The organism is Paenibacillus sp. FSL R5-0345, from assembly GCF_000758585.1.
Lineage (GTDB): Bacteria > Bacillota > Bacilli > Paenibacillales > Paenibacillaceae > Paenibacillus_AQ.
This window is the reverse complement of record NZ_CP009281.1, coordinates 4424650-4439574: the sequence shown is the minus strand read 5'-3', so window position 1 is coordinate 4439574 and position 14925 is coordinate 4424650. Positions and strand designations below refer to the sequence as shown.

Annotated in this window: 11 protein-coding genes; 7 read left to right on the top strand and 4 right to left on the bottom strand. The window is 43.0% G+C overall.

Translation table 11 applies throughout. The features are described 5' to 3' along the window. Window positions 1-10: 10 nt before the first annotated feature. Complete coding sequence (locus tag R50345_RS19720) at window positions 11-1084, bottom strand: glycosyltransferase WbsX family protein (protein WP_042129394.1); 1074 nt, start codon at window positions 1082-1084, stop codon at window positions 11-13. 13 nt (window positions 1085-1097) lie between these two features. Continuing rightward, window positions 1098-1946: a glycosyltransferase family protein gene (locus tag R50345_RS19715; protein ID WP_197069696.1), complete on the bottom strand. Its 849-nt coding sequence runs from the start codon at window positions 1944-1946 to the stop codon at window positions 1098-1100. A 395-nt stretch (window positions 1947-2341) separates the two neighbouring features. Between R50345_RS19715 and R50345_RS19710 the strand changes: the two genes are divergently transcribed. Further along, window positions 2342-2752, top strand: a complete 411-nt coding sequence (locus R50345_RS19710; RefSeq protein ID WP_231573830.1) for a hypothetical protein — start codon at window positions 2342-2344, stop codon at window positions 2750-2752. Between the two features lie 92 nt (window positions 2753-2844). Here the strand turns inward: R50345_RS19710 and R50345_RS19705 are convergent, their stop codons facing one another. Continuing rightward, a complete protein-coding gene (locus R50345_RS19705; RefSeq protein WP_245237908.1) occupies window positions 2845-4200 on the bottom strand; it encodes a PFL family protein in 1356 nt (451 codons plus the stop codon). A gap of 13 nt (window positions 4201-4213) precedes the next feature. Next, window positions 4214-4483, bottom strand: coding sequence for an ACT domain-containing protein (locus tag R50345_RS19700; protein ID WP_042129386.1), 270 nt, complete (start codon window positions 4481-4483; stop codon window positions 4214-4216). A gap of 217 nt (window positions 4484-4700) precedes the next feature. Here R50345_RS19700 and R50345_RS19695 point away from each other — a divergent pair, with 217 nt between their 5' ends. From R50345_RS19695 to map, 6 genes are all read left to right on the top strand, one after another. After that, window positions 4701-6332 carry a diguanylate cyclase gene (locus R50345_RS19695; RefSeq protein WP_042129384.1) on the top strand — a complete coding sequence of 544 codons (1632 nt, stop codon included), beginning with the start codon at window positions 4701-4703 and terminating at the stop codon, window positions 6330-6332. Window positions 6333-6353: 21 nt separating this feature from the next. Further along, complete coding sequence (locus R50345_RS19690; RefSeq protein ID WP_042129381.1) at window positions 6354-6728, top strand: response regulator transcription factor; 375 nt, start codon at window positions 6354-6356, stop codon at window positions 6726-6728. Beyond that, complete coding sequence (locus R50345_RS19685; protein ID WP_052414658.1) at window positions 6712-9972, top strand: ATP-binding protein; 3261 nt, start codon at window positions 6712-6714, stop codon at window positions 9970-9972. The genes R50345_RS19690 and R50345_RS19685 overlap by 17 nt, the downstream gene beginning before the upstream one ends. Window positions 9973-10239: 267 nt before the next feature. Then, window positions 10240-12102, top strand: a complete 1863-nt coding sequence (locus R50345_RS19680; protein ID WP_042132311.1) for an assimilatory sulfite reductase (NADPH) flavoprotein subunit — start codon at window positions 10240-10242, stop codon at window positions 12100-12102. A gap of 47 nt (window positions 12103-12149) precedes the next feature. Continuing rightward, complete coding sequence (gene cysI, locus R50345_RS19675) at window positions 12150-13874, top strand: assimilatory sulfite reductase (NADPH) hemoprotein subunit (RefSeq protein ID WP_042129380.1); 1725 nt, start codon at window positions 12150-12152, stop codon at window positions 13872-13874. Window positions 13875-14140: 266 nt separating this feature from the next. Further along, complete coding sequence (gene map / locus R50345_RS19670) at window positions 14141-14887, top strand: type I methionyl aminopeptidase (protein ID WP_042129378.1); 747 nt, start codon at window positions 14141-14143, stop codon at window positions 14885-14887. The last annotated feature ends 38 nt before the right edge of the window (window positions 14888-14925 follow it).

Below are 14925 nucleotides of genomic sequence, written 5' to 3'. Positions count from 1 at the left end.
CCTTCAGACGCTACGGCGTGGAAGGATCTTCTTTGTGATGATATTGAAGAGCATTCTTAACGGCTTGTAAGTATTGATACCGGTAATGATCATCCGGCTCTAAATAGGCACCCTCAGCCCACTCGTTCCAGGCGTTTATATAAATAAAATCACTTTTGAACATCTTTTTGGTCCTCTCAATTTGTCGTGACAGGTATTGGCCGAATTTGTGAGGATTTGCACCCAAAGTACTTTGTCCGGCGGCACCTTTGCGTGGTGTATTATCCCAGTTCACAAATGCTCCCGGATATATAATTTCTCCGTCTCTATGAGGTGTCCGCTCTAACATGGATTCCCATAATTCATCGTAATCAATGACGATATGCTTCTGGTCCTCCACCTGCTTGGAGCTCCACAAATGCTTTACACCGCCATGTGCGAATGTGTAGTGAGGTTCAAATTCTAGACTGGCATCGAACCCGTGCTCTGTCTTTAGAGGGAATCCGCCCAGTGTCCTGATCAGATGAAGACCCTTAAGACCGTTTTGCTGAGCTAAATCACGCCAGCATTGAAGCATTTCATCACAGCGAGGGATGCTGGAGGATCTGTAGATAATAAATACCGGTTTGCCATCTACGCAAATATATCGTTCATCTTTGAACGCCTCCAACAGAGCATAAAAATGCATCCGCCAATCCCGTTCTTCTCCATATTCCTGTGGCATCAAGACATCTTCTTCGGTACCATCCCAGCTTCGCGTCCAAGGTTCGTTAGCCCAAGACAGGCAAAAGGGGAAGTCTGGCTCTTTGCTGGTAAGAATCTGCTGAACCGGTTGTTCCAGTAGTCGCCTCCCATTGAACCAATAGTGATAATAACAAAAACCGTAAATGCCATGAGCCCTTGCAGTCTCAGCCTGCCATTGTTTCACTTTAGGGTCCGTTAAATCGTAGTAGTTATTATTTAAAGGTTTTTTCGGCTGATGATGTTCAGGATAAAGGGCTGTAGCCTTCCTGACATTTGTCCATTCTGTAAATCCCTCCCCCCACCAGGAATCGTTCTCTGATATCTGATGAAACTGAGGTAATACAAAAGCAATGCATTTCAAGTCAGGTCACCCCCTATGGTTCCGTGAATATTTTTTTGAGCAGCAGCTTTCCTTGTTGAAGATAAGAATAGTTGTACTTCACTTCCTTTAGCGCACGTGACGCAGAAATTCTTCTTTCATCGCTATGAGTAATATAGTAATTGAAGCTCTCAGAGAGCTCTTTAAAGCTCTGGAAACGAATGAGATCTTCTTCTGTGATTTGGTAACCCTGAAGATGGGGATGATCTTCCACTAACTGAAATACACCGCAAGCAGAAACCTCCATAATCTTCTGTACAGAACCTGTGCAATTGATGATGATCCGTGCGCCATTATAATAGTTAGACATATCTTTCTCATGGCTAATGTCTATGAAATTTTTGATGGGCTCCCACCCGCAACCGACGGTTAATACCTTGAGGCCATGAAATAGTTCAGAATGAGCTAAGGTATGCAGAACTCTATTCATTTGAAAATGGCCGAGGATGAGTACGTCACTGTGGTATTGGTTCTCCACACGTCTTGGATAATAGAGATCCGTGTCTGGAGCATAAGGGAGATAGCTCGAATGTTTTTCACGTAAACCCTGATAATAGATTAGATTAGCTATGTTCTGTGTAAAAATATAATCGAATAACAGTGCCAGATTACGTTCTGTTCGGGTAAGGCAGGTCGCGTCTGCCATCCATACGGCCTTTGGAGCTTTAGAAGCCTTAAGGGCAGGGATGTTCTCCTCAGGGAACAGGGTCTCTGATCCCAAGGCAAGTATCAGATCAGGCTGATATTGGGTTAAATATTCTTCTAGATTGTGATGTAACTTAATGGCAAGCACTTCTTTAACCAGATGCCTTAGCTGATCTTTAAAAAGTCGTACATTAGGCATTTTATTACTTATCTCTGAAGGGACCAGAAGCAATACTCTTAATTGCTTTAGTTCCCGTTTTAGGGGTTCCGCTCTATAAGAGTTCATCTCAAGAATGAGATTAGGCGGTTGCGATGGATGAACATGGCTGATGGTGACGTTGTGAGTTGAGGGCCTTTGAGGAGTGAGCCTATTAGCTGTCTTCTTCATAATTCCTCCTGTATTCCTTGGAGCCAGTTATTCGCTCTAGCACCTAGTCTTGCTAAACATTATATGTGTAGGGGGATCATTTGACTTTAGGTATAAGACCATTAATAAGAATCTCGTAGGAAAAAGCGGATTTAGTGAAAGATGTATATCTATCTATGACTGAGTTGGCTTGTTTAACATAAGATATACTATATAACCTGAAAGGGATGATCGCCTTGCCAACCTTTGATAATGTTCTAGTTACAGGAAGTCAGACCATTCAAAATGATCTGCATGTTAACGGAAATGAAACTATCGATTCAAATCTGCATTTGAATGGTAGTCAGACTATAATGGGTAGCCTTAATGTGAACGGTAGTGAGTCTATACTTGGTCATTTGGGGGTAACCGGTGAAATTAGCGGTGCTGGCACCATTAAAACTGCTACACGTTTGATTGCTGTGAATCAGGCGTTGACACCAGTAGCAGCACCCACAAGCCTTCAACAGGTCAGATATTTCGCTGTGGGAGTTGCAGGACAGACAGGACTTGTGCTGAAAGGCACGGATGGAAATGACTATGTATTATTTATCGATCTAACCGGTGGAACACCTAATATTGGGATCCAGCGAGCATAAATCTGATCACATGAATATCTTCAAGCTCTGAACAATAAAAAAAACAGCAAGTCGCCTAGGTGCAAATAGGGACTTGCTGTTTGATGTTTCTATTAGTTCTTAAAGCTGTGAATTGGAGCAGGAATCCGTCCGCCCCGGTTAATGAAGTTGGCGCAATTGAAGCCGTTAACTGCCATAACAGGCGCATATCCAAGGAGACCGCCAAATTCTACGATTTCACCTACATCCTTGCCGATGACAGGAATGACGCGAACAGCGGTTGTTTTGTTATTGACCATTCCGATAGCAGCTTCATCGGCGATGATACCAGAGATCGTCTCTTTGGTGGTACTTCCCGGTATAGCAATCATGTCCAAGCCTACTGAACATACACAGGTCATGGCTTCTAGCTTCTCAAGGGTAAGAGCACCACGTTGAACGGCTTGAATCATTCCATGGTCTTCGCTGACCGGAATGAAGGCGCCACTGAGTCCACCGACATAGGAGGAGGCCATAACGCCACCTTTTTTAACATTGTCATTTAGAATGGCCAGAGCGGCTGTTGTGCCAGGTGCGCCGGCTTCTTCCAGACCCATGACTTGAAAGATCTCTGCAATGGAGTCCCCAATTTCTGGTGTTGGAGCCAGAGATAGATCGATAATCCCAAAAGGTACGTTCAACCGTTTGGAAGCTTCCTGAGCAACTAGTTGTCCCACACGCGTAACTTTAAACGCAGTCCGTTTAATCGTTTCACACAAGGTTTCAAAGTCCTGACCTTTAACTTCTTCTAACGCACGCTTAATTACACCTGGTCCGCTGACACCTACATTGATGACACATTCCCGTTCTCCAACACCATGGAAGGCTCCCGCCATAAAAGGATTGTCCTCGACGGCATTGCAGAAGACCACCAGCTTAGCACAGCCGATGGAATCCCGATCCTTGGTGCGTTCCGCTGTTTGAATGATGATATCACCCATTAATTTCACAGCGTCCATATTGATTCCACTTCTAGAGGACCCAACGTTAACGGAGGAGCAGACTCTTTCAGTGACTGCCAGTGCTTCTGGGATGCTGTCGATCAGAATGCGATCACCTTTGGTGCAGCCTTTTTGCACAAGCGCAGAGAAGCCGCCAATAAAGTTAACGCCAACTTCTTTTGCAGCCTTGTCTAAAATTTCAGCAACAGGCACATACGTATCCGTCTTCACAGCTCCAGCAGCGATAGCGATAGGAGTGACAGAAATCCGCTTATTAACAATGGGTACACCGAATTGTCTTTCTAAATCTTCCCCTGTTTTAACGAGCTTCTCGGCGGATCTAGTAATCTTGTCGTATACATTTTGGTTAAAAGTTCTCATATCTGTATGAGCACAATCCATGAGGCTGATCCCCATTGTTATGGTACGCACATCCAGATTCATTTCACGGATCATCTTATTCGTCTCTTGTACTTCCACTAATGATATCATGGTCATCCTCCTAGATGCGGTGCATAATATTAAAAATATCCTCATGCTGAAGCTTGATTTCCACGCCGATTGATTCTCCGATTGAATGTAAATCCTCAACAATATCCTCAAATGCTTTGTTCGCGCTAGAAATGTCTACAATCATCATCATGTTAAAATAATCTTGTACAATCGTCTGGGAAATATCCAGAATGTTCAAATTGTGCTCGGCAAGATATGTACATACCTTAGCGATAATCCCTACTTTGTCTTTCCCTAATACAGTAATAATTCCCTTCATGCTTACAGCCTCCCTTTGTATATGGTGATTACGCCGTGTAAACGGAATGAACCATTCCAATCATTATTACAAATGCTGAAGCAAGCTTCAACCAAAGGTTTTTTGTCAGTTTGATCATTTTTTTATGTAGACCTATGAATTTAAAGAAAATTCGATTGACAGTATATGAAAAATATGATGAAGTGAGAGATTGATACGATACTCTGAAGGAGTAAATATGACTACACAAAAATATAAAGATATGGTTGAAGAGCGGACCAAACAAACCCTCCAGGAATGGTCTGACCTGCCGGAAGTTAAAGAGAAGGACATTTATCGTTTTTTGCATAATTTGAAGGGTACGGCTGGTACTGTTGGGTTAAAAGAAGTTGAACAATTTGCCGATGCAACATTGCCCTATTTCATGGAAAGCAGTCTAAAGTGCTGGTCTATTGAAGAGTGGGGGGATTATTTGTATCCGCTTATTTCTCTGTTTGACCAAGATGAATCGGTTTCTCTAAGTTCAGTTAAGCAGCTAGACAAAAGAGGGAATGATGAAATACTCCCGCATAATGATATTTTGCTTATTGATGATGATGTTGAATTAGTTGCTTATTTAAAAGAATCATTGGAGAAGCAGAACTATTATGTAAGCATTGCCTTATCTGCTGAACGGGGTCTTAAGATTTTTTATGAAACCAAACCCGATCTGATCCTGCTGGATATTCTTTTACCAGATATCAGTGGAATTGAGGTCTTGAATCAAATTATCGGCAAAGCCAAAAAGGAACGTATTCCAATCATCATTATAAGTGGGGAATACTCCAAAGCGACGCAATTGCATGCCTATAAGCTGGGCGTGATGGACTTTTTATCGAAGCCTGTAGATATTGATATATTCATGGCTCTGATCAAAAACCGTTTTGAGCTGAAAAGGGAATGGCAGGACTCCATCATTGTGGATGAATTAACGGGTGCATTCAATCGAAAACACTTTAATCAAGTGATGAAGCAGCTAATTTGCGATTTTAAGCGTACGGAGCGAGTATTTTCTTTAGCACTGATTGATCTGGACTATTTCAAAAAGATTAATGATACATATGGTCATCTAATCGGAGACGAGGTATTACAGTCCTTATCTGAGCTTGTACAAAGTTCGATCCGTATGGAAGATACTTTTTGCCGTTTTGGTGGAGAAGAGTTTGCTGTGTTCCTGCCAAATACGGATGCGAGCTCTGCATTGACAGTGATACAACGTATACAGGAGCGATTTGCTGCCACCGATTTTTTTGCGAAGAATGAAATCTTTCATGTGACCTTTTCTAGCGGGATATCTGAGGTAACAGAAGCTGAGAATATTGCCGATAAAATTGTAGAGGAAGCAGATCAGGCGCTCTATGCCAGCAAGGATGCTGGAAGGAATCAGACGACGCTTTATAACGACCATTTATTGTCGACTAAAAAGCATTCAGTTCTAAATGTAATTATTGTGGATGATGATGCGTTAATTCGTAGAATCGTGACTCATCAGATTGACACTTGGGAGCCGGAGGATATTGCTGAGGTCAATATCAGCAGTTTTGCGAATGGACTGGATTTTTTACAATCGGATTGGTATTCCATGGATGAAAAGTATATTATCCTGCTGGACGGTGTGATGCCGGATCTTGATGGTGTTGAGGTGCTGGAAAGAATTCGCAAGACATATCCGGAAGTGAATATATTAGTGATTATGCTGACAGGCAGAAATAATCAGGCGGATATTGTACATGCCCTGCAGATGGGCGCCGATGATTATGTAGTAAAGCCAGTCCATATGCCTGAGCTGTTGTCTCGGATGGAACGCTTGGCTCATAGATTCTTGTTCTAAAACGAAGGGGATTGTACCAATATGCAAAAGATAATGGTAGTGGATGATGAAGAAGTATTACGGATGTTAATCGAGGATACGCTGGAAGATTTAGAGAATGTTGAGATTCACACGGCGGAGAATGGATTGGAAGCACTGAATAAGCTGTCCGCGGATCATTTTGATTTGGTGATTCTGGATTATATGATGCCGGAAATGACAGGGATTGAAGTGCTCCAGCAGCTGGACGAGGAGAAAAAGAAAACTACAGCGATATTAATGTTAACGGCCAAAGCTCAAGATGTAGATCGACTTCGAGCAGTGGAAGCAGGAGCACGTTATTTTATGCCCAAACCCTTTAGTCCAATGGAACTCTTGCAGATTGTGGAGGGCATCCTAAGTGACGAAGAGAAGTAACGCTAATCACAGTATCAAAAATAGGTATTTTCGTATCATTGCACTGGTCTTTGCTTTAATTATCATTATGGGATCGATATTTTTCTTTTTCATCAATGATGAACAGAACAAATTAAGCAGAGACCGGGAAATTCTGCAAAATAAGGCGGACACCGTAACTGATTTGGCGAGTGCCTTAAATGAGGTGTTTTTCCGTGCCAGGGGATTTAGCGCTCTTAAGAGTGATAATGAATTAAAGCTTCTAAATTTAGGACTAGTTAACTTTGATAAGATTCTGGATACCTATTCCAATCTCAATTTATCTCCCGAAGAGGCTCTTTTCAGGGATGGCTTAAAGGCCTTTTATGTTCAGTATAAAAATAAAACGCTGCCCGAAGCGATTCGGCTGGTCGAGGCTGATGATTATGTAGCTTTGCGTGCGCTGTCCGCAGATGGTACCACTAAATCTGTAAATGATTTTCTCTCCTATACGGAAGAGTACAAAAAACGCTCTGATGAAGCATTAAATACTATGGCTATGGATTATATCAAACAGGCAAATGAATTTACATTTATCGCATTTTTTATTAGTGCCATCATTCTGTTGTTCTTTACCTTTATGATCTGGCGGATTCTGAAGAACCTGATTGACCCTATTTTGAAGCTGGAAGGAGCAACGCATTCACTGGCTGCCGGTGAGGAAATTCTTCTGGGCAAGCTTAAGCATCAAGATGAAATTGGCCGGCTTTATAATGCATTTCTAAATATGGCCAGAAGTATTCAAGATAAAGAAGAAGAATTGATGATGCAGAATGAAGAGTTGCACGCTCAGCAGGATGAGCTTCAGGATCAGCAGTATAGGCTGCAACGGTCGCTTAGTGAAATTGAGAGCATGATGAAAGCGCTCGATCAGTCATCTGCCGTCGGTATCCTTACCGCTAAAGGTGTGTTTACTTACGCAAATGAGAACTTGAGTGAATATACCCGCTATAAAAAGTCGGAGATTATCGGCTACACATACAGACTATTTGAACTTTATAATGTGTCTCATGATGAATTCCAAAAAATCATCAACAAATTAAGTACAGGTGGAGTATGGAGCAATGAGCTTCAGATTATAGCCAAAGACGGATTGCCGGTCTGGCTGCATCTGACGATTGTGCCTTATCTGAATGAAGAGGGTGTAATTTATCAGTACATCCTTATTGCGAACGATATCAACTCTATGAAGAGCGTGCAGCAAGAGCTTGCGGAGACGCTGAAAAATACGGAACAGACCAAAAAGATGCTTGAGCTAAATAATCAGCTGAATCATGATATTACCTACACGTTAGATAAACATGAATTTGCAGATAAGTTCATTCAATTTATGCATCATCTGTATTCATTTGATTCAAGTTTCTTCCTGCTAGTAAAAGATAAGATCGCTGCTGTTAAAGGGATTCCTCAGGAAAATGTAGAGCGTTACCTCGATAATGAGAACAATGAAATGTTATATCGTCTGAAGACAGAAAAAACCTATCTAATTAAGCGTCTAGCTACGCAATCGGAACAAGGAATCTCTTCGAATGAAGTCTACTGTTATGACTTCTATACTACTGTTGTGAATGCAGAAGATGAGATTTTAGCTGTATTCTGCGGGACCCGGATTGGACATTCCTTCAGCAAAGAAGAGATTAATGAGGTTCAAGGGATGATGAACCGTGTAGCTCTGGCGATTGAGCGTTTATTCATGTATGAAGAGATTGAACATGGCCGAAAGCTGAACCGCGATATCGTGAATAACGTTAACGAAGGCATTCAGTTCGTGAATACAGAAGGCAAGATGCTTCAGATGAATAAGGCACTGTGCAACATTGTGAACTATGAATGGACAGAAGGTACATTGATTCCTAGAAAAGAATGGATGGATTATTTCATCGAACGCTCGAATGAGAATGATGAACTACGGTTGTTCTTTGAGAAGGCAATCGCCGAGCATGCTCTGGAGTCCAGCAGTATGCAATATTCTATCGGAACTGAATCCAAAAAGCATATTGATGTTTATGCGATTCCCGTTTTCCGACGAGAGCTTAGAATCGGTACACTTTTCGTTTATAGAGATATTACTAGGGAGTACGAGCTGGATCTTATGAAATCTGATCTTGTCAGTACGGTAAGTCATGAGCTGAGAACGCCATTGTCGAGTGTTCTAGGATTCACGGAATTGCTATTGTCCAAAACCATGAAGCCTGAGAAGCAGCTGAAGTATTTGGAGACGATTCATAAGGAAGCGAAGCGGTTGACTGAGCTGATTAATGATTTCCTAGATCTGCAAAGAATGGAATCAGGTAAGCAGCAGTATATCACGGAGCATGTGAATCTCAGCGAAATTGTGCTTGGCGTTATCGATCAATATAAACTTAGCAGCACACATCATGTGCTGCTCGTGGATGAGGCTCTTAATGCAGACGTTGATGTGGACAAGGATAAGATCGTCCAAGTTCTAACGAATCTGTTAAGTAACGCGATCAAGTTCTCACCTTCTACCAATGAAGTGAAGGTGCTGCTGCACAATGAGCCGGGTCAAGTTATTGTTCGCATCCAGGATAATGGTCTCGGTATTCCTAAGGATCAGATAGGACAGTTGTTCCAAAAGTTCAGAAGAGTGGATAACAGCGCTTCTAAAAGAATTGGCGGAACCGGACTTGGTCTTGCCATCTGTAAAGAAATTATTGAGAAACAAAAAGGAACCATAGGGATCGAATCGGTAGAGGGAGAAGGGACTACTGTTTGGTTTAGCCTCCCAATCCTCCATGAGGATACAATCCAACAGCAAGATGAGCTAAATAAATGGAATGCAGAGAAAGAGAGTAAGCCAAATGTAATGATTGTTGAAGATGACTATAGTCTTTCGTTGCTCTTATCAGAAGAGCTTAAAGGAAAGGGCTTCCGTGTCACCCATCACTATCATCCACAGCAAGCCTTTGATCAAGCTTTAAAAACACCATTTGTTGCGATCGTGGTTGATTTGATGCTTGGGGAAGATTTGGACGGTTGGGATTTGATCCGAATGCTGAAAGATGATTCGAGAACAGAGAATATTCCTATAGTTATATCCTCTGCGCTAGATCAATCGGATAAGAACCAATTGAATGATGTGATTCAGAAGTATTTAACGAAACCTTATCCACCTGGCGAGTTATCGAATACGCTTGAAGAGATTGTGAAGATAAAGCTGGGGGTAGGCGAGGTATTATTTCCCGAAAGTAAGAAGGATTTATAGTTTTTATTTATCACAATATTTTATAAATAGTATCACTTTTTATAATGAAACCGATCAAATCAGAGTAAATCATACTGTTTTGATCGGTTTTTCCGTACTTTATTGATATTTTTTCAATAAATAACATTTTTTATGTAAAAACGACTTCATTGATCGTTTACAATTATTGTGATAGCCTGATTTTATGAGGTTCTAAAAAAGGCTCAGATCGATTCAAATGAGGTACGGATCATAACCAGATTTCATGTTTAGGAGAGGTGGATATTGTTGCAACTACAGGTAACGAACAGTCCTTTTAACGAGAACCAAGTCGAGCTTCTCAATCGTCTTCTACCATCCTTAACGGAGACACAGCAAATATGGCTAAGCGGATATTTGTCTGCGATTGGCCGTACTGCGGCAGCGGCGCCGGCGGGTGCCGAACTTCAAGTGCAATCGAATTCGATTGGGAACGCGGAGGTTGGCGCGGCTGTGACGAGTCAACCAGCAGCATCACGGGAGGTAACCATATTATTTGGTTCGCAAACTGGGAATTGCCAGAGACTGGCAGGGAGCTTGTCCCGCAAGCTGGAAGAGCAAGGATTTCAGGTCACACTCTCCGCGATGAACAGCTTTAAACCTACTGCGCTTAAAAAGGTTGAGAATCTGCTTCTACTGGTGAGTACTCATGGAGAAGGTGAACCACCAGATAATGCACGGATTTTTCATGAATTTCTTTATAGTAAAAGAGCTCCTCAATTAGAGAACCTGCGGTTTTCTGTTCTGGCTTTGGGAGATACCTCCTATGAATTTTTCTGTCAAACCGGTAAGGATTTTGATCAGCGCTTAGAGGAACTTGGCGGTCAGCGGTTAAGTCCGCGAGTAGATTGTGATCTCGATTATGATGATTCCGTAGCTCAATGGTTTGAAGGTGTAATTGGTGCATTAAATGCTAATTTGAATGCTCCGGGTATTGCTGTAAAAGCGGTTCAAGCCGCTGAGGACGCAGAATCGCAAGAGCCTTTATATACCCGGAATCATCCTTTTAAGGCAGAGGTGTTGGAGAACTTAAATTTGAACGGGCGCGGTTCTGATCGGGAGACTCGTCATCTGGAGCTATCGCTTGAAGGGTCTAATATACAGTTTGAACCAGGGGATGCATTGGGCGTATATCCTGAGAATCATCCTGAATTGGTGGATGCCATTATTCATACTATGGGTTGGAATCCTAGCGATAAGGTTCCGTTTAATAAGAAAGGTGATGAAGGAGCCTTACGTGAGGCCCTTCTGCATCATTATGAAATCACCGTATTGACAAAACCATTACTTGAGCAAGCAGCAAAGCTATCTGCCTCAAGCAAGCTGAGTGAGTTAGTTGCTCCAGACCGTGCTTCGGAGCTTAAAGAGTATATTCAAGGACGCGATCTGCTCGATTTGATCCAGGACTTCTCACCATGGGAAGGCTCAGCTAGCAGTTTTGTGACTATTTTACGGAAGCTTCCTGCACGTCTATATTCTATTGCTAGCAGTTACAAGGCTAACCCGGATGAGGTTCATCTCACCGTCAGAGCTGTACGTTATGAGGCTCACGGCCGGGAACGCTACGGTGTCTGCTCAGTGCATTGCGCCGAAAGAGTAGAGCCGGGAGATACATTGCCTATTTACATTCAACATAATCCTAACTTTAAGCTTCCGACTAATCCGGATGCACCGATCATTATGATCGGACCGGGCACAGGCGTTGCCCCATTCCGTTCTTTCCTGGAAGAACGAGGAGAGCTTGGAGCGGAAGGGAAATCATGGCTGTTCTATGGGGATCGGCATTTCGTTACAGATTTCCTGTATCAGACAGATTGGCAGAGAATGCTAAAGGATGGCGTTCTAAGCAAGCTGGATGTGGCCTTCTCACGTGATACCGAAGAGAAAGTATACGTGCAGCATCGTATCTTGCAAAAGAGTCGTGAGGTTTATGAATGGCTGCAAGAAGGTGCTCATGTCTACGTTTGCGGAGACGAGAAGTATATGGCACATGATGTTCATACTGCTTTGCTTACTGTGATTCAGAGTGAAGGCGGTCTTAGCCCTGAAGCGGCAGCGGCTTATCTGGAAGATATGCAACAGACACAGCGTTACCAGCGTGATGTCTACTAATGGATAGATGGGAAGTTATCGAATGACTTCGGGGGGAGATAACAACAATGGCAAACAATGAGAAGGTTAAGCCGATCGGCGGGCCTCCAAGTGATGTTGAGCATATTAAGTCGGAGAGTAACTACCTGCGCGGTGCGTTAGTTGAGACACTAAGTAATCCGATTACGGGCGGTCTGCCTGAAGATGATAATCGTCTGCTGAAATTTCATGGAAGCTATATGCAGGATGACAGAGATCTACGCAATGAACGGGAACGTCAGAAGCTGGAGCCTGCATTCCAGTTTATGCTTCGCGTAGTAGCCCCAGGTGGAGTAGCTACACCGGAGCAATGGCTGGTGATGGACGATCTGGCACAGAAGTATGGTAACGGAACCTTACGTCTGACTACAAGACAGGCATTTCAAATGCATGGTGTACTTAAATGGAACTTAAAGAAGACTATCCGAAGTATCAATGATACGCTAATGACGACTCTTGCAGCCTGTGGGGATGTCAACCGTAACGTAATGAGCAATCCGAATCCTTATCAGTCTGAGGTGCACGCAGAAGTCTATGAATGGGCGCGAAAAGTCAGCGATCATCTATCACCTCGTACTCCTGCTTACCATGAAATTTGGCTAGACGGTGAAAAGGTAGTGGATAGTTTAGGTGATCGGGCAGAAGTTGAGCCGATCTATGGTCCGGTATATTTACCACGTAAATTCAAAATTGGTCTTGCGGTTCCCCCTTCAAATGACGTAGATGTATTCTCGCAGGATTTGGGCTTCATCGCTATTCTTGAGAACGATAAGCTGGTAGGGTTCAACGTATCGGTAGGCGGCGGTATGGGGATGACACATGGCGATACTAGCACGTATCCTCAGCTTGGGCGTATCATTGGATTTTGCCGTCCTGATCAATTGATCGATGTAGCAGAGAAGACAGTAACGATTCAGCGTGACTATGGAAATCGTTCTGTCCGCAAAAATGCACGGTTCAAGTATACGATCGACCGCCACGGTCTGGAATGGTTCGTCGATGAGCTGCATGAAAGACTAGGATGGCAGCTTGAGGCGGCGCGGGAGTACCATTTCGATCATAATGGAGACCGTTACGGCTGGGTGAAGGGTACCAATGGAAAATGGAATTTAACGCTTTATATCCAAAGCGGACGGATTCATGACCAAGAAGGGTACACATTGATGACCGGACTGCGGGAAATCGCCAAAATTCATACCGGAGATTTCCGGCTTACTCCGAATCAGAATCTAACAATTGCTAACGTAACCTCTGCCAAAAAACGAAAAGTTACTGAGCTGGCTAAACAGCATGGACTTACGGATGGAGCACATCTTTCTGCACTACGACGCAGCTCCATGTCCTGTGTGGCGCTGCCAACCTGTGGGCTTGCGATGGCGGAAGCGGAACGTTATTTGCCTTCATTGATTGATAAGCTTGAGCTGGTCATTGACGAAGCAGGCCTACGTGATGAGGAAATTGTGATCCGGATGACGGGCTGTCCTAATGGATGTGCAAGACCGGCACTGGGTGAAATCTCGTTTATTGGTAAAGGACCAGGCAGATATAATATGTACTTGGGAGCAGGTTTTACGGGAGATCGCTTAAACAAGATATATAAAGAAAACATAGATGAAAAAGAAATTTTGGAGACGCTGGAGCCTATTCTTCATCGTTACGCCAAAGAACGTCTGCATCGTGAGCATTTTGGAGATTTCGTGATCCGAGCAGGTTATGTCAAAGCCGTTACGTCAGGCCTTAATTTTCACGACTAATTCAATCTTGATTGAAGGGGTGTCCCGGAGCCTACATTATGGCTGCTGGGATGCCTCTTTGTTAGTTGGCATTACTCAAACCCATACCATATCTAACTTTCACGTAAAAAGGGAGTCTTTTTTTAGAATTATTAATGAATTTATATTTTTTTTGCTTAATGATTTGGATTTCTCGTGTTTTTCTTTCATAATATAAAGGGGAAACTAAATACAAAAGAAGAGCCATTGCCCGAGAGTGATGTGTTCTGTACAGAAGAGGCGATATTATGATTATCATGAAAACGATGGAAGAAATCGAAAAAATGCGTGCGGCGGGAAAAATTCTGGCTGAATGTCATCGTCAAATTGCGCAAATCTTACAGCCTGGAATTACTACCTGGGAGATTGATGAATTTGCTGAAAAATTTATATTGTCTCAAGGAGCGACTCCTGAGCAAAAGGGATATAACGGTTATCCATATGCAACCTGTGCATCTGTAAATGATGTAATCTGCCACGGATTTCCGAAAAAAGAGCCGCTTAAAGATGGGGATATAGTAACAATAGACATGGTAGTGAATTTAGATGGCTGGTTGGCAGATTCCGCTTGGTCGTACGGGATTGGAAATATCAGTGAACAGGCGACGAAATTATTAGACACCACAAAAGAATCTCTATTCCGCGGTATCGAGCAGGCAGTTGCAGGCAACCGGATCGGGGATGTCGCTCATGCTATTCAAGTTTACGCAGAGTCTAACGGTTTTTCTGTTGTGCGTGATTTTATTGGCCACGGAATTGGTTCAGAAATGCATGAAGCTCCAGAGGTACCACACTATGGTCCGGCTGGCAGAGGGCCTCGACTTAAAGAGGGGATGGTATTTACCATTGAACCGATGCTGAACACAGGCAGCTACAGAACAAAGATTGATGCGGATGGTTGGACTGCACGTACCATCGACGGCGGTCTGTCAGCACAATATGAACATACGTTAGCTATCACCCCACAAGGGACCATTATCCTGACTGAATTATAATTTTGAGTTAACAAAAAGACCTGATTAGTATCATCTTC